The 18,914-nt window shown below is 69.8% G+C and carries 24 protein-coding genes; 15 read left to right on the top strand and 9 right to left on the bottom strand.

Translation table 11 applies throughout. The annotated features are described in order from the left end of the window. Positions 1 to 24: 24 nt before the first annotated feature. Positions 25 to 228 carry a hypothetical protein gene (locus Q664_RS11500; RefSeq protein WP_043393558.1) on the top strand — a complete coding sequence of 68 codons (204 nt, stop codon included), beginning with the start codon at positions 25 to 27 and terminating at the stop codon, positions 226 to 228. Positions 229 to 339: 111 nt separating this feature from the next. Here Q664_RS11500 and Q664_RS58970 read toward each other — a convergent pair whose 3' ends face one another. Next, the gene (locus Q664_RS58970) at positions 340 to 861 is read right to left on the bottom strand and encodes a hypothetical protein (protein ID WP_160174385.1); all 522 of its coding nucleotides are present in this window, start codon (positions 859 to 861) and stop codon (positions 340 to 342) included. A gap of 186 nt (positions 862 to 1,047) precedes the next feature. Here Q664_RS58970 and Q664_RS62630 point away from each other — a divergent pair, with 186 nt between their 5' ends. The 3 genes from Q664_RS62630 to Q664_RS11480 all read left to right on the top strand — a co-directional run bounded on the left by Q664_RS62630 (position 1,048) and on the right by Q664_RS11480 (position 4,634). Next, positions 1,048 to 1,977 (top strand): peptidoglycan-binding protein, encoded by a 930-nt coding sequence (locus tag Q664_RS62630; protein WP_043393551.1) that lies wholly within the window; start codon positions 1,048 to 1,050, stop codon positions 1,975 to 1,977. 389 nt (positions 1,978 to 2,366) lie between these two features. After that, positions 2,367 to 3,470, top strand: a complete 1,104-nt coding sequence (locus Q664_RS11485; protein ID WP_043393549.1) for an esterase/lipase family protein — start codon at positions 2,367 to 2,369, stop codon at positions 3,468 to 3,470. A 102-nt stretch (positions 3,471 to 3,572) separates the two neighbouring features. Continuing rightward, complete coding sequence (locus tag Q664_RS11480) at positions 3,573 to 4,634, top strand: hypothetical protein (protein WP_043393545.1); 1,062 nt, start codon at positions 3,573 to 3,575, stop codon at positions 4,632 to 4,634. Here Q664_RS11480 and Q664_RS11475 read toward each other — a convergent pair. Then, a complete protein-coding gene (locus Q664_RS11475; RefSeq protein ID WP_043393542.1) occupies positions 4,631 to 5,413 on the bottom strand; it encodes an SDR family NAD(P)-dependent oxidoreductase in 783 nt (260 codons plus the stop codon). The genes Q664_RS11480 and Q664_RS11475 overlap by 4 nt on opposite strands. Positions 5,414 to 5,526: 113 nt before the next feature. On the opposite strand from Q664_RS11475, the gene Q664_RS57595 reads away from it, so the two are divergent. Together Q664_RS57595 and Q664_RS57590 are read left to right on the top strand one after the other, a co-directional pair. Next, complete coding sequence (locus tag Q664_RS57595) at positions 5,527 to 5,646, top strand: LysR family transcriptional regulator (protein WP_152622039.1); 120 nt, start codon at positions 5,527 to 5,529, stop codon at positions 5,644 to 5,646. Beyond that, a complete protein-coding gene (locus tag Q664_RS57590) occupies positions 5,643 to 5,819 on the top strand; it encodes a hypothetical protein (protein ID WP_152622038.1) in 177 nt (58 codons plus the stop codon). The genes Q664_RS57595 and Q664_RS57590 overlap by 4 nt, the downstream gene beginning before the upstream one ends. 1 nt (position 5,820) lies before the next feature. Here Q664_RS57590 and ygiD read toward each other — a convergent pair whose 3' ends face one another. Together ygiD and mobA are read right to left on the bottom strand one after the other, a co-directional pair. Next, complete coding sequence (ygiD, locus tag Q664_RS11470; protein ID WP_043393537.1) at positions 5,821 to 6,618, bottom strand: 4,5-DOPA-extradiol-dioxygenase; 798 nt, start codon at positions 6,616 to 6,618, stop codon at positions 5,821 to 5,823. A gap of 262 nt (positions 6,619 to 6,880) precedes the next feature. Next, a complete protein-coding gene (gene mobA, locus Q664_RS11465; RefSeq protein ID WP_084609752.1) occupies positions 6,881 to 7,588 on the bottom strand; it encodes a molybdenum cofactor guanylyltransferase in 708 nt (235 codons plus the stop codon). Positions 7,589 to 7,697: 109 nt separating this feature from the next. Here mobA and Q664_RS11460 point away from each other — a divergent pair, with 109 nt between their 5' ends. Genes Q664_RS11460 through fdhD form a run of 3 tightly spaced genes read left to right on the top strand, consistent with a single transcriptional unit; the run spans position 7,698 to position 10,323 of the window. After that, complete coding sequence (locus tag Q664_RS11460; RefSeq protein WP_043393534.1) at positions 7,698 to 8,939, top strand: molybdopterin molybdotransferase MoeA; 1,242 nt, start codon at positions 7,698 to 7,700, stop codon at positions 8,937 to 8,939. After that, positions 8,939 to 9,442 carry a molybdopterin-guanine dinucleotide biosynthesis protein B gene (gene mobB, locus Q664_RS60775; protein ID WP_043393530.1) on the top strand — a complete coding sequence of 168 codons (504 nt, stop codon included), beginning with the start codon at positions 8,939 to 8,941 and terminating at the stop codon, positions 9,440 to 9,442. Before Q664_RS11460 ends, mobB begins: the two co-directional genes overlap by 1 nt. Beyond that, positions 9,439 to 10,323, top strand: coding sequence for a formate dehydrogenase accessory sulfurtransferase FdhD (gene fdhD, locus Q664_RS60770; protein ID WP_052517964.1), 885 nt, complete (start codon positions 9,439 to 9,441; stop codon positions 10,321 to 10,323). The genes mobB and fdhD overlap by 4 nt, the downstream gene beginning before the upstream one ends. A gap of 3 nt (positions 10,324 to 10,326) precedes the next feature. Here fdhD and Q664_RS11445 read toward each other — a convergent pair whose 3' ends face one another. The 4 genes from Q664_RS11445 to Q664_RS11430 form a co-directional block, all read right to left on the bottom strand. Beyond that, positions 10,327 to 10,590: an RpnC/YadD family protein gene (locus tag Q664_RS11445; protein WP_235216660.1), complete on the bottom strand. Its 264-nt coding sequence runs from the start codon at positions 10,588 to 10,590 to the stop codon at positions 10,327 to 10,329. Positions 10,591 to 10,862: 272 nt separating this feature from the next. Further along, a complete protein-coding gene (locus tag Q664_RS11440) occupies positions 10,863 to 11,285 on the bottom strand; it encodes a hypothetical protein (RefSeq protein ID WP_043393527.1) in 423 nt (140 codons plus the stop codon). 93 nt (positions 11,286 to 11,378) lie between these two features. Further along, complete coding sequence (gene pgm / locus Q664_RS11435) at positions 11,379 to 13,016, bottom strand: phosphoglucomutase (alpha-D-glucose-1,6-bisphosphate-dependent) (protein WP_043393524.1); 1,638 nt, start codon at positions 13,014 to 13,016, stop codon at positions 11,379 to 11,381. Between the two features lie 83 nt (positions 13,017 to 13,099). After that, the gene (locus tag Q664_RS11430) at positions 13,100 to 13,690 is read right to left on the bottom strand and encodes a hypothetical protein (protein ID WP_043393523.1); all 591 of its coding nucleotides are present in this window, start codon (positions 13,688 to 13,690) and stop codon (positions 13,100 to 13,102) included. 271 nt (positions 13,691 to 13,961) lie between these two features. On the opposite strand from Q664_RS11430, the gene glgC reads away from it, so the two are divergent. From glgC to Q664_RS11400, 6 genes are all read left to right on the top strand, one after another. Then, on the top strand, positions 13,962 to 15,215 hold the full coding sequence (glgC, locus tag Q664_RS11425; RefSeq protein WP_043393520.1) for a glucose-1-phosphate adenylyltransferase: 1,254 nt from the start codon (positions 13,962 to 13,964) through the stop codon (positions 15,213 to 15,215). A 220-nt stretch (positions 15,216 to 15,435) separates the two neighbouring features. Next, a complete protein-coding gene (locus Q664_RS11420) occupies positions 15,436 to 15,957 on the top strand; it encodes a hypothetical protein (RefSeq protein WP_043393518.1) in 522 nt (173 codons plus the stop codon). Then, on the top strand, positions 15,954 to 16,187 hold the full coding sequence (locus Q664_RS11415; RefSeq protein WP_043393515.1) for a hypothetical protein: 234 nt from the start codon (positions 15,954 to 15,956) through the stop codon (positions 16,185 to 16,187). Before Q664_RS11420 ends, Q664_RS11415 begins: the two co-directional genes overlap by 4 nt. A 117-nt stretch (positions 16,188 to 16,304) precedes the next feature. Further along, the gene (locus Q664_RS11410; RefSeq protein ID WP_052517963.1) at positions 16,305 to 16,835 is read left to right on the top strand and encodes a dioxygenase family protein; all 531 of its coding nucleotides are present in this window, start codon (positions 16,305 to 16,307) and stop codon (positions 16,833 to 16,835) included. Beyond that, a complete protein-coding gene (locus tag Q664_RS11405) occupies positions 16,825 to 17,274 on the top strand; it encodes a hypothetical protein (RefSeq protein WP_043393512.1) in 450 nt (149 codons plus the stop codon). Before Q664_RS11410 ends, Q664_RS11405 begins: the two co-directional genes overlap by 11 nt. A gap of 52 nt (positions 17,275 to 17,326) precedes the next feature. Then, positions 17,327 to 18,205: an alpha/beta fold hydrolase gene (locus Q664_RS11400; RefSeq protein WP_200883689.1), complete on the top strand. Its 879-nt coding sequence runs from the start codon at positions 17,327 to 17,329 to the stop codon at positions 18,203 to 18,205. A 32-nt stretch (positions 18,206 to 18,237) separates the two neighbouring features. On the opposite strand, the gene Q664_RS11395 is transcribed toward Q664_RS11400, so the two are convergent. Continuing rightward, on the bottom strand, positions 18,238 to 18,914 hold a 677-nt coding region (locus tag Q664_RS11395; RefSeq protein WP_235216659.1), incomplete at its 5' end, for an ankyrin repeat domain-containing protein.

Raw genomic sequence — 18,914 nt, 5'->3', positions numbered from 1 at the left:
CGTCCCCCCTCCGGAAGGAATTCCATGCTCCCCCCGTCCGCGAAGCGCTGTGGCCCGCGCGCCCTCGCCCTGCTGCCGTTGCTCGCCGCCTGCGGTGGTGGTCTCGAGTCCGAGCCCACCTCGCCCCCCGAGACGGGCACCCAGCAGTCCCCCGTCGTCCAGCGCCAGAAGCTTTCCAAGGGCCTCACCACCCGCACCGGTGACAGCCCCGACGCCTGCTGGCTGTAGCAGTCCGTGGTACCGGGGCGGAGGCGGTGCCGCTCGTGTCACCGCCTTCGCCCTACTGCCCGGAGTGGTGGCAAACCCTCACCCCGACCCTCTCCCAGAGGGAGAGGGAGTTCAGTGCAACAGATTGCCGGCTCCGCCCTCGTTGGCGTCGGAGCGGCCCTCGATGCGCACCACCGCTTCCTTGAAGCTCTCCACGTACCGGCGCAGCTTCTCCCCCAGTTGCACCGACGGACTGTCGTAGCGCGCCAGGCACAACGTCACCGCTCGCCCCCGCACCGGGTCCTCCCCAGGCACCAGCGTCGTCTCGCGCGCCTCGCCGAACACCAGCCAGTCCAGCTTCCACAGCGCGTCCAACAGCCCCGCGAAGTGCTCCTCCATCTCCTCGCGCAACGAGTCCGGCAGCCCGCGCACGTCGCTGTACTCCGAGCAGTCCCTCAGGAAGCGCTCCACCACCGCGCTCTCCTCCGCCCGCTCCGGCACCTCGTGCGAGAAGGAGCACGCCATCGCCCCCTCCAGCAGCCGCGCCAGCTCCTCCCCTCGCGTCACCAGCGCGAGCCTCGGCCCGTCCTCCTGGCGCACCACCCCATCCTCCAACCGGAGGAACGTCTCCCCCGCCATCGTGTCGAGTCTCATCCTCATCGCCACGTTCCCCTCCCGGAACCCGCGTCCCTCCAGCGTACCGGCCCCCGGCCCCAGGTGGCAGCGCTTTCCTCCATTCCCGTGGCTCATCAACAATCGTCAGGTGTCAGGAAACTTCTTCCCGGCACCTACGAAAATAGGAGCACGTTTCCCCCCTTCGAACCCCCCAAGGCCCCCGCCATGGTCGCCATCGCCCGCTCCTCCGCCGCCCTCGCCCCCCGAGCCGCCGCCGCCGCGCCCCCCACGCTGCGCCTGAACGCGAAGGGCGCCGCGGTGACCACCCTCCAGAACAAGCTCAAGGCCGCCGGCTTCAACCCCGGCTCCGTCGACGGCCAGTTCGGCCCCAAGACGCTCGCCGCCGTGAAGGCCTTCCAGAAGGCCAAGGGCCTCGAGGCCGATGGCGTCGTGGGCCCCAAGACGTGGAACGCCCTCAACAAGGCCACCGCCCCCAAGCCCTCCACCCCCACCTCCGGTGGCTCCGGCCCCACCCTGCGCGAGGGCGCCCGCGGTGAGCCCGTCCGCGCCCTGCAGAAGCGCCTCAACCAGCTCGGCTTCAACGCCGGCACCGCCGATGGCGCCTTCGGCCCCAAGACCGAGGCCGCCGTGAAGGCCTTCCAGAAGGCCAAGGGCCTCACCGCCGATGGCGTCGTGGGCCCCAAGACGTGGGACAAGCTCGGCATCAAGGTGACCGGCTCCGTCACCAACCCGTCCGGCGGCGGTGGCGGCCGCACCGTCACCGGCTACGTCAACGGCTCGCCCCGGCAGATCAAGCTCTCCTCCATCCCCAACGGCAAGGAGATGCGCTCGGACGCCGCCGCCGCCTTCAACCGCATGCACGCCGCCGCCAGGGCCGCCGGCATCAACCTCCACGTCAACAGCGGCTTCCGCTCCATGGAGGAGCAGCGCATCCTCTACCAGAAGTACCTCAACGGCACCGGCAACCTCGCCGCCAGGCCCGGATACTCCAACCACCAGGGCGGCATCGCCGTGGACATCAACGTGGGCGGCACCGGCACCTCCACCTATAAGTGGCTGGCCAACAACGCGAGCCGCTTCGGCTTCGCCCGCACCGTCCCCTCCGAGCCCTGGCACTGGGAGTACCGGCCGTGATTCCGGCCCTGCCTCACTGACCCCCACCGCGGCCCCCCCCCACGGACCCCCGCCCCTCTCCCCGAGGCGCGGGGGTTTTCGTTTTCCCCCCTCCGGGCCCCTCGCTCCCTTGTCCGAAACCACGTCATCTACTGTCCTCAATCAGGACAGTTGGTGAGGTCTCGGTGTAACCCCCGGAGACTCCTGGATTCTTGGCCTCCGAGAGGCCCCTGGGATGCTCGGGGCGCGTGGTTGACTGGAGCATCAATGCTCCACTTCCCCTACACGACGCAACGCGTCATCCCCGAAGCGATGACGCAACGGGTCTGGCGCGAGGATTGCTGAGGGTTGCTCCGCCATACCCCCACTGCCCTGACCGGGCTCCCGGCAGGGACACCCAAGGAGTCCCCATGAAGAAGCTGCACACCCTCTTGATGGCGCTGTGCGCGCTCGGGCTCACCACCCAGGCGAACGCCGGCGCCGCGAAGACGACCTACCCCGTGGTGTTCGCCCACGGCATGGCCGGCTTCGACGACATCCTCGGCTACGACTACTGGGGCGACGACTACGGCATGTTCGTCGGCGACACCTGCAGCCTCTTCGAGGTGCCCTGCAACGAGGACATCGACGGCGGCCAGAAGAGCTTCGTGGGCCAGGTGCAGCCCTTCCACAACTCCGAGGTGCGTGGCCTGGACCTGGCCAACGACATCGAGGGGTACATGGCGAGCTCGGGCGCCACGCGCGTGAACCTGATCGGCCACTCGCAGGGCGGCCTGGACGCGCGCAAGGCGGCCAAGGTGCTCTACACCCGCAAGGGCTACACCGTGGTGAGCGTGCTCGTCAGCGTGTCCTCGCCCCACCGCGGCTCGCCCGTGGCCAAGTACATCCTCGACCTGAAGCCCGGCGTCTCCAGCGTCATCGCCGCCCTGGCGGAGATCTACGGCAACGTCATCTACAAGTCGGGCAATGACGCCTTCGGCGCCGCCAAGCAGCTCGTCTACAACGACTACAGCGCCACCGACGGCCTCACCACCGGCGCCAAGAACTTCAACGTCAACAACCCCATCGACTCGCGCTACGCCTCCCGCTACGTGTCGCTCATCACCGCGCAGAACGGCGCCAGCGTGAACCCCGCCCTCTACCTGGTGAGCGAGTTCTTCTACGACATCGACGGCGACGGCTACTGCGTGGACGACTGCGACAACGACGGCGCCGCGGGCAAGGGCGACGGCTACGCCAACGAGACCGATGACGACGGCCTGGTGGGCATCAACTCGCAGCAGATGGGCTACCGGCTGCGCTACTCCGAGTCCACCTTCGGCTTCGACTCCGTCACCAACGACACCGCCGTGGCCTACCTGGGCAACATCAACGCGCCCACCTCGGCGCAGATGACCTCCACCTCGAGCGTCATCAACCAGGACCACATCGACGTGATCGGCGTGGGCCCGGACACCTTCGACGAGCCCGAGTTCTACGCCGCCATCTTCCAGTACATCGCCACCTACGACTGACGCCCCCGCCTCCCCCCCCGGAGGGCCCCCCATCGCGCGCGAGGGCCTTCCGGGGGTAGCCTTGCCCTGCTTCCGCCCCCCCTCCCCGAGATGATGCCGCCCATGAACCGTCGGAAGGCCCCCCTCCTGGTGGCGCTCGCCCTGCTGTTGGCCGGCTCCGCCCTGCTCGTCTTCAAGGCGCGTCCCGGCGGCGACGCCGCGCCCGACTCGGACCCGGCGCGCGCCCGGGCCGCGGCCACTCCCGAGGCCCAGGCCCTCGCGGCCAGGAACCGGGCGGCCCCCACCGCCGGAGCCCCCGAGGGCGCGGAGGGCATGGAACCGCCCACCGGGGACCTCGTCTCCTACCTGCGCTCGCGCTACGGCTCGCGCATCCGGGAGCCCCATACGCAGATGCGCATGCTCGAGCAGCTCATGCGCCACTTCCAGAAGCTCAACCCCACCGGCTGGGAGGCGGAGCTGCTCGCCCTGCTCGAGCAGGCCTTCCCCGAGCTGTATGACGAGCTCGCCCAGCGGCTGCGCCAGCGCCTGGACTACGAGTCGTGGGTGAAGGAGCACCGCGCCGAGCTCAAGGACAAGCCGGAGGCCGAGCGCCGCGCCGCCATCTGGGAGGAGCGCAACCGGCTGTTCGGCAAGGAGGTGGCGGAGAAGCTCTGGGTGGCCGAGCTGCGCAACACCGCCGTGACCGATGCGCTCAAGAGCATCGACACGCTCCCCAACGCCACCGTGAGCGACCGGATGGCGCAGTACAAGCAGAGCCTGGAGAAGACGTACGGTGACAAGTCGCAGGCCTACGTGCAGGCCCACCAGCAGGAGCTGATGAACCGCTTCCTGGACCTGGGCTCGGTGCAGAAGGACCTGATGGCGATGGCGCCCGAGCAGCGCGCGCAGAACCTGCGCACCATCCGCCAGGAGATGGGCCTGGACGAGGAGGCCCTCCAGCGCTGGGACGAGCTGGACCGGATGCGGGACGCGCGCTGGGAGCTGGGCTCGCAGTACATGTCCGAGCGCGAGGCGCTGGCCCAGCAGTACGCGGGGCCGGAGCTGGAGGCGCGGCTGACGGAGCTGCGCGCGCGCTACTTCTCCGACGAGGCGCGAACCATCGCCGAGGAGGAGCAGAGCGGCTTCTACCGCTTCACCCGCCCCCGGCAGTGGGGCCGCAACTAGCGCGCGGTGTAGCCGCCGTCCACCACGAGCTCGGCGCCGGTGACGTAGCGCGAGGCGTCCGAGGCCAGGTAGAGGATGGCCTCGGCGATGTCCTCGGGCTCGCCCATGCGGCCCAGCGGCGAGGCCCCCTCGAGCTTGTTCCACGCCTCGTCCTCGCTGCCCACCTGCTGGACGAAGCCCTCCCACCAGTCCGCGTTCTGCCAGATGGGCGTGCGCACCCCGCCCGGGAACACCGAGTTGACGCGGATGCTGTCCGGCGCGCACTCCATGGCCACCGCCTTGCTCAACATGCGCACCCCGCCCTTGCTCGCCGAGTAGGCCGCCGTCCCCGGACTGCCCACGAGCCCGGACACCGAGGCCACGTTGATGATGGAGCCCCCGCGCTTGCCCAGCCGCATGGTGCGCACCGCGTACTTGGTGCCCAGGAAGACGGCGTCCAGGTTCACCGCCATCTGCTCGCGCCACTCGGCCATGCTCATCTCCGCCACCGAGCGCGAAATGGCGATGCCCGCGTTGTTCACCAGCACGTCCAGCCGGCCATACACATCCAGCGTGCGCGCCATCACCTTCTGCCAGGTGACTTCATCCGTGACGTCGTGCACCACGAAGAAGGCCAGCCCTCCAGCCGCCCGTATCTCCTGCGCCACCTGCTCGCCCGCCGGAGAGATGTCCGTCACCACCACCCGCGCGCCCTCCCGGCCGAACAGGAGCGCCGTGGCACGACCGATTCCCGAAGCCGCCCCCGTCACGAGGGCCACCTTGTCCTTCAATCGACTCATAGAGGCCGCACCACCTGCCCTCTCCACCCGGAGGGACGTCCGGGTTGAAACGCACGTTACCCGACTTGCGGACCTTTCTGACTGTGTAATTTTCGAGAGGGACTGGAGTTTCAATGGATTTGAACCTGCTGGGCCTCTTCATCGCCGTCGCGGAGACGGGCAGCTTCTCGGAGGCGGCCCGCGGGCTCGGGCTGCCCAAGTCCTCCCCACCTTCCTCGCCCAGGCGGATGTGAGCTCCGGGCAGCTCGTCCGCGTGCTGCCCCGCTATACGCAGCCGTCCACGTCCCTCGTGATGCTGTACCCGCGCACCCAGCACGTCCCCCGGAAGGTGTCCGCCTTCCGCGACTTCCTGCTCGAGTTCCTCAAGGGACGGCCCCTCTCCGCGTCTCCGTCCTCCGGCGGCTGAGTCAGCTGTAGAGGACCGAGCGCATCGACAGCGAGCCGAGATCGAATCCGCTCACCGGGAAACGCACCGTGCCCCCGTCCCCCGCCGCCCCCGCCGCGTACAGCAGCGGGAGGTAGTGGTCGATGCTCGGGTGCGACATCCGGCCCGCGTCCGTCTCGATGACGCGCGCCAGGAAGGCTCCGTCCCGCTGCTCGAGCGCACGGGCCACGTCCTGATCGAAGCGCTCGGCCCACGCCGGGGTGGTGGTGTCCCCCGAGCGCATGCTCGTGAAGGCGTGACGCAGGTTGTGCGTCACGTTGCCACTGCCCATCACCAGTACGCCCTCGTCCCGCAGCCCGGCCAGCGCCCGGCCGAGAGTGAAGTGCTCGGAGGGGGCGAGCCGCGCGTCGATGCTCAGTTGCACCACCGGGACGTCCGCCTCGGGCCGCAGGTGGTGGAGCACCGTCCACGTGCCGTGGTCCAGGCCCCAGTCGTGCTGCACCGAGGCCCTCGAGGCTCCGAGCAACCCCACCACGCGATTCGCGAGCTCCACGCTGCCTCGCGCCGGGTACTGCATCTCGTAGAGGGCCCGGGGGAAGCCGCCGAAATCGTGGATGGTGGGCGGGTGCTCGTTCCCCGTGACATGCGTGCCAGGCAGGAACCAGTGCGCGGAGATGGAGAGGATGGCCTTGGGCCTGGGCAACTGCCGGGCGAGCGAGCGGAAGCCCTGTGTCCAGGTGTTCTCCTCGATGGCGTTCATCGGCGAGCCGTGCCCGATGAAGAGCACCGGCATGCGCGGCTCGGTGGAAGCAGGGGTCATGGCGGAGGTTCCCTCCTGGGATGGACGCGCGGTACGGGCTGAATCGCGGCAGCCCACCAGTGGCAGGGTCGAGGCCACACCGAGCACAGCGGCCTTCAGGAGCGTGCGCCGGTCTGGTCGGGACGAAGACATGGGGTAAGGATGCTCCGTGTGCCCCTGTTCCACTAGAGGCCCTCCGGGCAAATCACTGTTCCCCGGGTGGAACAGTGGAGGAATGCCCATGTGACACGGTGGAGGGGCTCAACCCGGGGCCCGGATACCCTCACCCCGTCCCTCTCCCGGGGGGCGAGGGGAGATTGGGCGGAGTGGTGGCGGGGGTACCCTGTGGACCCTGTGGACCCTCTGAAGCCGGTGGACGTGCGACCCCGTGGCGCGCGAGGTCTTCTGGCGTGTTCACGCTCACCACGGATTTCAACTCCGCATCCACGGCTCTCAGTGACTCCTCTGGGAGCAGTTTCGTCCGGCAGCGGGAGAGCAGGGCTCGCAGGGAGGGCTCTTCCTTCTTCAGCGCCTCTCCCCATTCGTCCGCCAGGGCGCTCCGGTACAGGGCTAGCAATGGCTCCACCCGGCCTCCCACCGTGAAGCACACCGCGTCCACCTCGGGGGCTCGCGCGTCCAACAGCACCCGCACCGCCACCTCCGACACGAACGGCATGTCGCAGGCCACCGCCAGCACCCATTCCGTCCTCGCCCCCACCAGCGCCGCGTGCACCCCTCCCGGCGCGCCCCTCCCCTTCACCACGTCCTCCACCGTCCGCAGATGGAAGCGCGCGTAGGGCCCCGGCTCGTTCGTCACCAGCAATACGTCTCCGCATCGCCGCCCCAACTCCAACACCCGCTCCAGCACCGTCCGGCCCTCGACCTCCAGCAGGCCCTTCGCCACCCCGCCCAGCCGCTCGCCCTTGCCGCCCGCGATCACCGCCAGTGTCACGTCCGCGGACTCCGGCCCGCTTCGTTCCCTATCGCTCACGCCAGGCCTCCTCGCGCCCCGTGCTCCGTCCTCTGGTGAAGGCTACCTCCACTCCAGCCCCCGCTCGCCCCGCCCTTGCGCTAAAGCTCTCCGGACGACGTCTCCTCGCATGTCCCTCTCTCCGCTCGCCACCGCCCGGACGGCCTCCCTCGACGCGCTCCAACCCGCGTCCCCTACCCGCGTTCCCCTCCTCGACGCCCTCGGCCGCTTCCTCGCCCAGGAGGTCGTCGCCTCGCGCTCCCTCCCCGGCTGCCCCGTGTCCGCCATGGATGGCTACGCCGTCCGCGCCGACGACACCTCCGGCTCCAATCGCGACCGTCCCGCCCGTCTGCGCGTCGTCGACACCGTCTACGCAGGCCACCTCCCCTCACGCTCCCTCCAGCCCGGCGAGGCCTCGCGCATCTTCACCGGCGCCCCCCTCCCCGAGGGCTCCAACGCCATCGTCCGCCAGGAGGCCACCATCGTCCCCAGCGAGGGGCTCGTCGATGTCTGCGTCGGCGTTCCTCCCGGCAAGGACATCCGCCCCACCGGAGAGGACCTCCTCGCCGGCACGCCCCTGCTCCGCGCCGGTCAGCGCATCGATGCCTCCATGCTCGGCGTGCTCGCCTCCCTGGGCGATACCCACGCCCTCGTGCGTCCCCTCCCCCGCGTCGCCGTGCTCGCCACCGGCGATGAGCTCGTGCCTCCCGGCGCGCCCGCTCTGCCCCACCAGGTGTACGAGAGCAACCTCATCCTCGTCGCCGCCCTGGCTCGCGAGGCTGGTGCCCTCGTCGTCGCCCAGGAGCGCGCCCGCGACGACGACGAGGTGTTGCGCTCCGCCCTGCGGCGGCTGGCCGGTGAGGCCGATGTGCTCGTCACCACCGGCGGCGCCTCCGTGGGTGACAAGGACCGCGTGAAGAGTCTCCTCGCCGGCCTCGGCGCCTCCTTCCTCGTGGATGGCGTGGCCCTCAAGCCCGGCAAGCCCGTGGCCGTCGCGAGGCTCGGCACCACCACCGTCGTCGTGCTCCCCGGCAACCCCGGCGCCGCCACCGTCGCCTTCGACCAGTTCGCCCGGCCCCTCCTCCTGCGCTTCCAGGGCGTCTCCGAGGAGCGTCAGCGCCTGCGCGTCCGGCTCGATGACGCGCGGCACAAGCAGGCCGGCTTCACCTACCTCGTCAGCGGTACCCTGGAGACCCGCGAGGACGGCCAGGTGTGGGCCCGCATCCGCTCGCAGGGCGCCGGGCAGCACCTGCAGAACATCGGCGCCGAGGGCCATGCCGTCCTTCCCCCGGGCCGCGCCGACTTCGCCGTGGGCGACGAGGTGGACTTCGAGCGCTTCGACCGGCCCCGCTTCCTCCCCGTGGTGCCCTGATGCGTCCGCCCGCGCTCTCCGTGGTGGGTTGGTCCGGCTCGGGGAAGACGACGCTCCTCACCCGGCTCGTGCCCGAGCTGCACCAGCGCGGCCTGCGCGTGGGCGTGGTGAAGCACTCGTCTCATGCGCATCCGCTGCACCGCGAGGGCAGTGACACCGCCCGCTACGCGGAGTCCGGTGCCGCCTTCGTCGCCTTCGCCAACCCCGCGGGTGTGCAGCTCTCCTTCCCCGAGCCTCCCGAACAGGTGCTGGCCCTGCTCGAGCGCTTCGCCGGCACCGTGGACCTGGTGCTCGTCGAGGGGTGGAAGCACGGGCCCCTGCCCAAGCTGGAGGTGTGGCGCGAGGGATTGGGGCCCCTGCTCGCGGCGGAGCGGCGGGACGTGCTCGCCGTGGTGGGCGAGGCCCCGGTGCCCGAGGGCATGACACGCTTCGGCCCGGAGGAGGTGCAAGGGATTGCCACCTTCCTCCAGCAGTGCCTGCGCGATGGAGTGCTCTCGCGATGAGCGAAGACAGACACCTGGCCCCCCTGCCTCCCGGCGTCACCCGGCGGCCCGTGCGGCGCTACACCGCGGACGGCAAGCTCGCGCCCGAGGAACAGGACACCGTGGCCCTCGAGGAGCCGCTCGACATCCGCATCAGCGGCGACACGGTGGCCGTCACCATGCGCACCCCGGGCGCGGACCGCTACCTCGTCACCGGCTTCCTCTTCGCCGAGGGCCTCATCCACTCGGCCGACGACATCGGCGGACTCGCCCACTGCGGCAGGCCCGGCGAGGAGGGGTACGGCAACACCGTCGAGGTGACACCCGCTCCCGGGCTCGTCATCGACCTGGAGCACATGGGCGCCACGAAGCGCGGCACGCTCACCACCGCGGCCTGTGGCGTGTGCGGCCGGCGCAGCGTGGAGGATTTGATGGCCTCGTGCAGCCCCGTTCCCCCGGGCCCCGAGCTCCCCGCCTCCGTGCTCGCCCACGCCACCGAGCACCTGCGCTCCGTTCAGCCCAACTTCGCCCGCACCGGCGGAGTCCATGCCGCCGCCGCGCTCGATGAACACGGCAAGGTGCTCGCGGCCTTCGAGGACGTGGGCCGCCACAACGCCGTGGACAAGGTGGTGGGCGCGCTGGTGCTCGAGCAGGGGTTGCGCTCGGCGCGCGCCTCACGACCGGCCGACTCGCGCCCCACCGTGCTCGTGGTCAGCGGCCGCGTCAGCTTCGAGATCGTCCAGAAGGCCGCCATGGCCCGCTGCCCCTTCGTGGCCAGCGTCTCCGCCGCCAGCTCGCTCGCCATCGACCTGGCCGAGCGCGCGGGCATCACGCTCGCCACCTTCGTGCGCAACGGGCGATTCAACGTGTACACCCACCCCGAGCGCCTTCGCGAAGGTTGAGTGCTACTGGGGCAGGTCTTCCAGCACGTCGCGGAGCGTGGTGGCGTTCAAGGCACGATCGAACCAGCGGTCCAGGGTCTCCCCATCCGTGCAGGAGAGGATGCGCTGCCGGGCCGCCTCGTCCGTGGGCACGCCCCGCGCGGTGAGAATCCGGAGTACCACCTCGGCGCGCTCCTGGAGCCGGCCCTGTGCCAGACCCTTCTCCAGACCCTTTTCCAAACCCTTCTGGACTCCCCGCTCCATCATGTCCTCGGCCCAGGTTCCCATCAGCTCCTCCGCTCGTTGCTCATCCAGCACCGAATGTAACACCTGCCTCGCCGCTGCGTGGACGGCCCCGAATGCGAGACATCCCGGCCCGGCACAGGCGTGGGGACTTCTCCCCACGATATGGGTTCCGGGAACATGCGCTCCCTGCTCGTCACCCGGCCCACGGCGCCTCGCGCCTCACGAGAACGGTCGGCCCGAAGCGCTCCCAGACCGGCCCTCCTCTGACTGCGGCTCAGGGGTTGTAGAGCATCCCCGGGGCCACGGATGGTGAATCACGCCGCGTACGGCTGGAACTCCCAGGAGAGCTCCCGCCCCACGAAGTAGCAGGGGGACTCGTGGTCCGGCGAAGGCGGCTCGTTCCCGTTCGGTCCGTTCCGGTAGTCCGTCCCCGGCAGGAGGTCGAGCCGCACGGTCCCGTCCTCCTTCCACCCGATGTACATGCCGTCATAGACAACCCCGAGTTCCATCCGCGGGGCCTGCATCACGCGGTAGTGCTGGAGGTCCACGACGGACATGCACAGCAGGCCCCACCGCCAGGACTCCTGGCCGTCCCGCGTCTCGATGTCGATGTGCACCTGGGCAAGGGGCTGCCCCCGGGGCAGCACGAGCTCGATGCGGCGGATGACGCTGTCGTAGCAGTAGCCGAAACGCTCCAGCAGCGCTCCGGTCTCCCCGGGAGTCAGCGATTGAGCCATGGCACCTCCGGCGCGGGCACCCGCTCCAAGCGGGGAAGACCCTCACCCCGACCCTCTCCCAAAGGGAGAGGGGATTGTCCACGGCTCCTCCTCTCAGCCTCGCGCGAAGGCGTCGCTGACGATCTGGCGCGCCTCGTCCACGATGGCGTCCAGGTGCTTCGCGTCCCGGAAGCTCTCCGCGTAGATCTTGTACACGTCCTCGGTCCCCGAGGGCCGCGCGGCGAACCAGCCATTCTCCGTCACCACCTTGAGCCCGCCGATGTCCGCGTTGTTGCCGGGCGCCTTCGTGAGCCGCTGGAGGATGGACTCGCCCGCCAGCGTCGTGGCTCGCACCGCCTCCGGCGACAGCTTCTTGAGCGCCGACTTCTGCGCCGCCGTGGCCGGCTGGTCGATGCGCGTGTACAGCGGCGCGCCGAACTTCCGCGTCAGCTCCTGGTAGTGCACGCCCGGATCCTTGCCCGTGCGCGCCAGAATCTCCGTGGCCAGCAGGTCCAGGATGATGCCGTCCTTGTCGGTGGACCACACGGTGCCGTCGCGGCGCAGGAACGAGGCGCCCGCGCTCTCCTCGCCGCCAAAGCCGAGCGAGCCATCCAGCAGCCCGTCCACGAACCACTTGAAGCCCACGGGCACCTCGACCACGCGGCGGCCGAGGTCCTTCGCCACGCGGTCGATCATGCTGCTGCTCACCAGCGTCTTGCCCACGCCCGTGCCGGGCTTCCAGCCAGGACGATTCTGGTAGAGGTAGTGGATGGCCACCGCCAGGTAGTGGTTGGGATTCAGCAGCCCCGCGCCGCGGGTGACGATGCCGTGCCGGTCCGAGTCCGTGTCGTTACCGAAGGCGATGTCGTAGCGGTCCTTGAGCTCGACCAGGCCCGCCATGGCGTAGGGCGACGAGCAGTCCATGCGGATCTTCCCGTCATGGTCCACGCGCATGAAGCGGAAGGTCGGGTCCACCGTCTTGTTCACCACCTGGATGGACAGGCCATAACGCGCGGCGATGGGCTCCCAGTACGCGAGGTTCGAGCCGCCCAGCGGATCCGCGCCGATGGACAGCTTCGCCCCACGCACCACCTCCAGGTCCACCACGTTGCCGAGATCCTCGACGTACGGGGTGATGAAGTCATACGTCTTCACGGTGGAGGAGGTGCGAGCACGCTCGTAGGGAATGCGCTGCACGCCGGTGTTGCCCGCGGCGAGCAATTCATTGGCGCGCTTCTCCACCCACCCGGTGATGTTCGTGTCGGCGGGGCCGCCGTTGGGCGGGTTGTACTTGATGCCACCATCCTCGGGCGGGTTGTGCGAGGGCGTGATGACGATGCCATCGGCCAGCCCCTGCCCGCGCCCGCGGTTGTAGGTGAGGATGGCGTGCGAGATGACCGGCGTGGGCGTGGCCCCGTCGGTGAAGCGCACCTGCACCCCGTGGGCCGCGAGCACCTCGAGCGCCGTGCGCTGCGCCGGCTCGGACAGCGCATGCGTGTCCATGCCGAGGAAGAGCGGGCCGTCGATGCCCTGCTGCTCGCGGTACTCACAGACGGCCTGCGTCACCGCGAGGATGTGCGCCTCGTTGAAGGCCCGGCGTGCGGCCGAGCCACGGTGGCCGGAGGTGCCGAAGGCCACGCGCTGCTCGGCCACGTTCACGTCCGGACGCTCCGAGTAGTACTGGGAGCGCAGCGTCTCGGGGTTGATGAGGAGGGACTCGGGAGGGAGCTTGCCAGCAAGAGGATGGGCCACGCGGCGAATCTACCGCCACGTGGCCCCGTCCCAGGCACTTGTTTGTGCCGATGTCGCCTCTTTCACGCCCCTCGCGCGGCGCGTTACGGAGTCGGAACCGGAGCCCCCGCGGGCGGCGGAGCCACGGGCTCGTTCACCCGCTCGCTGTCGCTCGGGAAGCTGTCACCCTCGAAGCGCTGGTCGTCCTCGAGGCCCGAGCCGCCCGTGCCGCTGTTGTCCTTCGCCTTGTCCTGGGTGTCCTCGTCCTGGCGCTGCGTGGCGTCCGGGTCCGGGGTGCCGGCACCGCCCGCCGCCTCGTCGTCCTGCAGGCCGGAGCCCCCCATGCTGTCGGGAAGGGTGACGTCATCCTGGCGGACCTCGTCGTCCTGGATGATGTCGCCGGAGCCGCCCGTCCCCGGGTTCTCCGGGTTCATCTCGCCCGAACCGCCGTAGTCCTCCGGAACCATGACGCCCGTATCGGGAATGGGCGCGGCGACGCCGGATTCCATACCGGCTCCACCCGTGCCGGCAGGAGGCATCGTGGTACCTCCCTCGTCCGTGGCTGGAGGCGGGGTGCTCTCCGTGGTGGAGGGATCCGCCGGCGGCATCTCCGCCGCCTTGTCCGACTTGCACGCGGTGCCGAACGCCATGGCGCCAGCGATGAGGCCCGCCAGGATGAACTTGCTCCGGGTCATGGATTGTCTCCCTTCGAGAAAGCCGCTGCTCGCCGGGAACGTGGGGAGCCATCGGCCTTCCCGCAGGGAGCGCCTTCCTGACCGGCCGCTCATCGGGGCGGCGCGTCAAAACCCTTGCCGCACACCGACTGTCACTTCGATGAACCCGGCGGCCACCCGCGCCAGGGTTGGCTTCTCAACACTGCACCACCATCGCGAGGCGCTTCGGCCGAAACCGCGCCTTTCCCGGGAAGCCTCCTATACTGGTCGCCGGCAGGGGGTTCTCCACCACATGAGCAGTCGCAAACGCGTCCTCGGGATGATTCTCGCGGGGGGTCAGGGCACACGCCTGGCGCCCCTGACGTCCAAGCGCTCCAAGCCGGCCGTCCCGTTCGGCTCCAAGTTCCGCATCATCGACTTCGCCCTCAGCAACTTCCTCAACTCGGGCGTCTACGCCACCTACGTGCTGACGCAGTTCAAGGCCCAGTCGCTCACCGAGCACATCCAGCGAGGCTGGCGCTTCGGCTCGGGCCTGCTGGCCGACTACTTCATCACGCTCGCGCCCGCGCAGATGTACCTCTACGAGCAGCTGGGCAACGTGTGGTACCGGGGCACGGCGGACGCCATCTACCAGAACCTCCACCTGGTGGAGAACTACCGCGCCGACGACGTGGCCATCTTCTCCGGCGACCACATCTACAAGATGAACGTGGCGCACATGCTGGAGCAGCACGAGGCCCACCGCGCCGACATCACCATCGCCGCCTACCCCACGCCGCTGGCGGACGCCTCGCGCTTCGGCGTGATGCAGGTGGACGAGCGCGGGCGCGTCACCGGGTTCCAGGAGAAGCCCAAGGAGCCCCTGGCCATGCCGGGCAAGCCGAACATGGCCCTGTGCAGCATGGGCAACTACATCTTCAGCCGCCGGGTGCTCAGCGAGCTGCTGGAGGTGGACTCGCGCACCGAGGGCTCGCAGCACGACTTCGGCAAGGACGTGCTGCCGCGGGCGCTGCGCGATGGCTACCACATCCACGCGTATGACTTTCACTCCAACCCCATCCCCGGCCAGACGCGCGCCAACACGTACTGGCGCGACGTGGGGACGCTCGAGGCGTACCACGAGGCCTCGATGGACCTGGTGTCGGTGGATCCGGAGTTCGACGTCTTCAACCCGGAGTGGCCGCTGCGCACGGCGGTGGAGTACAGCCCGCCGGCCAAGTTCGTCCACGAGGCGGGCGAGCGCGTGGGCCGGGCGCTCAACTCCATGGTGGCCGGTGGCTGCATCATCTCGGGCGGCACGGTGCGCGAGAGCATCCTCTTCCGCCGGGTGCGGGTGAACTCGTACTCGACGGTGGAGCGCTCCGTCATCTTCGACGAGGTGGACATCGGCCGGCACGCCAAGGTGCGCAACGCCATCATCGACAAGGACGTGCGCGTGCCGCCCAACGCCCGCATCGGCTACGACCTGGCGGCCGACAAGGCGCGCGGCTTCACCGTCACCGACAACGGCATCGTCGTGGTGCCCAAGGGCTACAAGTTCGACTGAGAGGGACGGGCCGCGGATATTCCCTCTCCCCTCGGGAGAGGGTCAGGGTGAGGGTGCCTGCCCCCGTGATTCAACCCGTGGCCCACAGGGTGGACAGGGGTTCAACCCGGCATCCGTGGCACCCTCACCCCGTCCCTCTCCCGGAGGGCGAGGGGAAATGGCCGCGTTGGCAGCGCGGGGGGTCAGAGGCGCTCTAGAATGCCGGGCGAGGCTCCATCGCATGCTCCGCTCCTCCTCGTGGCTGACCTGGCTCGTGCTTCTGCTCGGAGGGTGTGCGGCGCCCTCCGCTTCCGTGGGAAGCACCGCCGTCACCGGTAGCCCCGAGCGCCTCCCGGCGCGGCACCCGGAGCTGACGCTGTCCCAGATCGCGCGGGTCCTCTGTCAGTACCAGCTGCTGCCGGACCCCGTGCTCTCGCGCCTCCCGGAGCACTACCGCCCCTCCGAGCTCATCCGGCAGGAGGACCTCGACTTCCTCCGGCGTCATCATTGGTACCTGTCGGAGACGGACCTCGACAGGCCCGGCCTCTACGCCGCGCTGTCCCGGTTCGTCGAGTGCACGGTGGAACGCGAGGTGGATTATGGCAACGGCCAAGCCGCCGTCTCCGTCCGCTACACCCGGCCCCGGTGGGAAGCCACGTCGCTGAGGAGGCCGCAGATCCTCAATCCCTCGTCGCCCACGCAGCGCCTCATCGCCCTGAACCGGTGGCTCCTCCGCAATCCCGAGACCACCACCACCTGGTGAAGGACTACGAGGCCTTCTTCGCGGGACAGAAGGCGAACGTGACGCTGCCCGGCTACATCCAGAGCGGGACCTCCCAGTGGTCGAAAAGCGCCAACCACCCCCTGGAGAAGAAGGATGGTGCCTGGGTCTTCAAGGGGGCGCCCGGCACGCTTCGCAAGGTCGGCGAGCACTGGGTGCTGATCGGCCTGGTGCCCGGTGACGCCATCGGCGTGTCGGTCTTCACGCCGTAGCCATGAGGTGACCCGCGAGGGGCAGCCGGACGAGCGGCTCCCCGGCGGGCCGCGCCGTGCTCTTCAGAATTGCTCAAGGAGTTTCCGGGTACCTTCCAGCCATCACTGGGAGACACCATGCACGACGACACGCATGACCACGACAAGGGCCTCGAACACGACTTGAAGACCCTGGCGGGGATGACGGACCGCCGGCAGCTCCTGCGGTGGATGGCGGGCGCGGCCCTCCTTCCGCTCGTCGGCTGTGGTGGCACCGGTGGCTCCTCGGAGTGCGCGACGATTCCCGAGGAGACCGCCGGCCCCTATCCCGGGGATGGTTCCAACGGGCCCAACGCACTCGTGCTCGCGGGCATCGTGCGCAATGACATCCGCTCCAGCATCGCCGGCTCCACCGGCACCGCCGAGGGCGTTCCACTCACCGTCAAGCTGCCCCTCGTCAACGGCAACGACAGCTGCGGCCCGCTCGCCGGGTATGCCATCTACCTCTGGCACTGCGACCGCGATGGCAAGTACTCGATGTACAACCTCACCAGCCAGAACGACCTGCGCGGCGTGCAGGAGACGGACAGCGAGGGCACCGTCACCTTCACCACCATCTTCCCCGGCTGCTACTCCGGGCTCAAGGAAGGGTGTGCTCATGACGGGTGATGGACTGCGTCTCCGGTTCCAGCAGGATGACGACGGCACCGGAGAGCTTCATGCCAGCGTCCGTTCCCAGGGCTTCAGCGGGCAGGGCAGCGCATGGTTCGGCGCGGAGCAGCTCGAGCGCTTCGCCTCGGCGCTCGCGGCGTATCCCCTGACCGAGGAGGCCCGGGCAGGTCTCGCCGGTGGATACTGGCGGGACAACCGCTTGGAGCAGGTCCATCTGGCGATCTCCGCCTACCCGCTCGACTCCGCCGGCCACATTGGCGTCCGCGTCCGTGTCGCGACGACGGTCAGTCCCTCCGACCGCCCCCAGTCCCAGCACGTGACCGAGGTCGAGCTCCAGACGACCTATCATGAGCTGGAGCTCTTCAGCCGGCAGCTCCGGGAGCACCTCGCGGGAGAACGGGAGGACGCCGTCCTGCGAGCGGACACGCGGACCTGACGCCCTTTCCCGCACTCCGTGCCTCGGGGACGCCGCTATCATCCCCCCCCGCATGAACCTGGGTGTCACGCCTCCCGAAAGACAGACAACCCTGCGGCTCCATGACGGCCGCACCCTCGCCTGGTCCGAGTGGGGACCCGTCCACGGCCTCCCCGTCCTGTTCTGCACCGGCGCCGCCATGAGCGGCTCGCTCGGCTTCGGCGCGGATGCGCTCGCGGACCTCGGCCTGCGGCTCCTCGCCATCGACCGGCCCGGCCTCGGCGCGTCCACCCCTCATCCGGAGAAGACCTTCTCCTCCTGGGTGGAGGACGTGCGCCAGTTCCTCACCGCGCATGCGCTGCGCGACGTCACCGCCGTGGGCTTCTCCCAGGGTGCACCGTTCGCCCTGGCCCTCGCGGGCAGAGGGCTCGTGAAGGCCGTGGCCCTCGTGTCCGGGCAGGATGACCTCGCCTGGCCCTCCCTCGCCCCACGCCTGCACCCCGATGTCGCCGCGATGGTCCGCGCCGCCCGCCAGGACCCCGCCGGCTTCGAGCAGTCCTTCTCACGGATGGCCACGTGGGATGGCCTGTGGCAGCTCATCATCGGAATGAGTGGTGAGCGTGACCGGGCGCTCTACCTGAGTGACTCGTTCGGCCCGGCATACCAGCGCTCCCTGCGCGAGGGTTTCTCCCAGGGCCCTCAGGGGTACGCGAGGGACCTCGTCAACGCCCTGGGTCCCTGGCTGCTGGAGCCCGAGCACGTCACCGTCCCCGTGGACCTCTGGTACGGCGGCGCGGACACCAGCACCGTCCACTCGCCCGATTCCGGCGCCACCCTCGCCACGCGCCTGCCCCACTCCACCCGCTTCCTGGAGCCCCTGGAGGGCGGGTCGATCCTCTGGACTCGTGCTCGGGACATCCTCGTGAGACTCCGGAGCCACGCCACGGGGTAGGCGGCGTCACCCCACGGCAGCTGACCGGGTCCTCACTGGACCGTGGAGGCCGAGCCCACCACGGACGCCGGCGCGGCGATGGGTGCTGGGGCGGACTGTGTGCGCGCCCAGTCCCCAGCGGTGCGTCCGCTCGCGTCCCGCTTCGCCTCCGAGGCGCCGTGCTCGCGCAGACGCTCCGCCACCTGCTCGCGGCCGAAGAGACGGGCGAACATCAGCGCCGTCTGGCCCACGCCGTTGGACTGGTCCACCGCACAGGGCTGCTTCAGCAGCAGCTCGACGATGTCCGCGTGCCCCTTGAAGGCCGCGCCCATCAGCGCCGTGTTCCCCCTCGAGTCCCCCGCACACGCGTCCGCCCCCGCCGATAGCAGCACCCGCACCGCCTCGGTGTGGCCGTGGTACGCCGCGAGGATGAGCGGCGAGAAACCCCGGTCATTCTGTACGTCCACCGGCGTCCCGGCCTTCACCAGCCCCTGTACCAGTTCCACGTCTCCCTCGCGTGCCGCGGCCAGCAGGTAGCGCTCCGCATCACTCACGGCCAGCACCCGGCCCTCGGCGGGACGCCCTCCCGTGAAGAGGTAGCCCAACACCAGCGCCGTGCCCAACAACAGCAGCAGGGCCACGGAACCCAGAAACACCATCACCTTGCGCAGCATCGATTCACTCCGTGCGAGCACGTCGGGGGACAACCAGAGCCTGATTGGGTTGCGCA

This window comes from Archangium violaceum Cb vi76, assembly GCF_000733295.1.
Taxonomy (GTDB): domain Bacteria; phylum Myxococcota; class Myxococcia; order Myxococcales; family Myxococcaceae; genus Archangium; species Archangium violaceum.
Note: the sequence above shows the minus strand (reverse complement) of the source record. Positions and strands in the feature narration are given on the sequence as shown.

What these genes read in the sequence shown, in the direction of transcription:
- Q664_RS11405 (WP_043393512.1), top strand. Translation starts at nt 16,825, where the DNA reads ATGACGGGTGATGGACTGCGTCTCCGGTTCCAGCAGGATGACGACGGC.
- Q664_RS11420 (WP_043393518.1), top strand. Translation starts at nt 15,436, where the DNA reads ATGCTCCGCTCCTCCTCGTGGCTGACCTGGCTCGTGCTTCTGCTCGGA.
- Q664_RS11500 (WP_043393558.1), top strand. Translation starts at nt 25, where the DNA reads ATGCTCCCCCCGTCCGCGAAGCGCTGTGGCCCGCGCGCCCTCGCCCTG.
- Q664_RS11430 (WP_043393523.1), bottom strand. Translation starts at nt 13,690, where the DNA reads ATGACCCGGAGCAAGTTCATCCTGGCGGGCCTCATCGCTGGCGCCATG.
- Q664_RS57595 (WP_152622039.1), top strand. Translation starts at nt 5,527, where the DNA reads ATGGATTTGAACCTGCTGGGCCTCTTCATCGCCGTCGCGGAGACGGGC.
- Q664_RS11475 (WP_043393542.1), bottom strand. Translation starts at nt 5,413, where the DNA reads ATGAGTCGATTGAAGGACAAGGTGGCCCTCGTGACGGGGGCGGCTTCG.
- mobB (WP_043393530.1), top strand. Translation starts at nt 8,939, where the DNA reads ATGCGTCCGCCCGCGCTCTCCGTGGTGGGTTGGTCCGGCTCGGGGAAG.
- Q664_RS11440 (WP_043393527.1), bottom strand. Translation starts at nt 11,285, where the DNA reads ATGGCTCAATCGCTGACTCCCGGGGAGACCGGAGCGCTGCTGGAGCGT.
- Q664_RS58970 (WP_160174385.1), bottom strand. Translation starts at nt 861, where the DNA reads ATGAGACTCGACACGATGGCGGGGGAGACGTTCCTCCGGTTGGAGGAT.
- glgC (WP_043393520.1), top strand. Translation starts at nt 13,962, where the DNA reads ATGAGCAGTCGCAAACGCGTCCTCGGGATGATTCTCGCGGGGGGTCAG.
- Q664_RS62630 (WP_043393551.1), top strand. Translation starts at nt 1,048, where the DNA reads ATGGTCGCCATCGCCCGCTCCTCCGCCGCCCTCGCCCCCCGAGCCGCC.
- ygiD (WP_043393537.1), bottom strand. Translation starts at nt 6,618, where the DNA reads ATGACCCCTGCTTCCACCGAGCCGCGCATGCCGGTGCTCTTCATCGGG.
- Q664_RS11460 (WP_043393534.1), top strand. Translation starts at nt 7,698, where the DNA reads ATGTCCCTCTCTCCGCTCGCCACCGCCCGGACGGCCTCCCTCGACGCG.
- Q664_RS11445 (WP_235216660.1), bottom strand. Translation starts at nt 10,590, where the DNA reads ATGGGAACCTGGGCCGAGGACATGATGGAGCGGGGAGTCCAGAAGGGT.
- Q664_RS11485 (WP_043393549.1), top strand. Translation starts at nt 2,367, where the DNA reads ATGAAGAAGCTGCACACCCTCTTGATGGCGCTGTGCGCGCTCGGGCTC.
- Q664_RS11400 (WP_200883689.1), top strand. Translation starts at nt 17,327, where the DNA reads ATGAACCTGGGTGTCACGCCTCCCGAAAGACAGACAACCCTGCGGCTC.
- Q664_RS11410 (WP_052517963.1), top strand. Translation starts at nt 16,305, where the DNA reads ATGCACGACGACACGCATGACCACGACAAGGGCCTCGAACACGACTTG.
- fdhD (WP_052517964.1), top strand. Translation starts at nt 9,439, where the DNA reads ATGAGCGAAGACAGACACCTGGCCCCCCTGCCTCCCGGCGTCACCCGG.
- Q664_RS11480 (WP_043393545.1), top strand. Translation starts at nt 3,573, where the DNA reads ATGAACCGTCGGAAGGCCCCCCTCCTGGTGGCGCTCGCCCTGCTGTTG.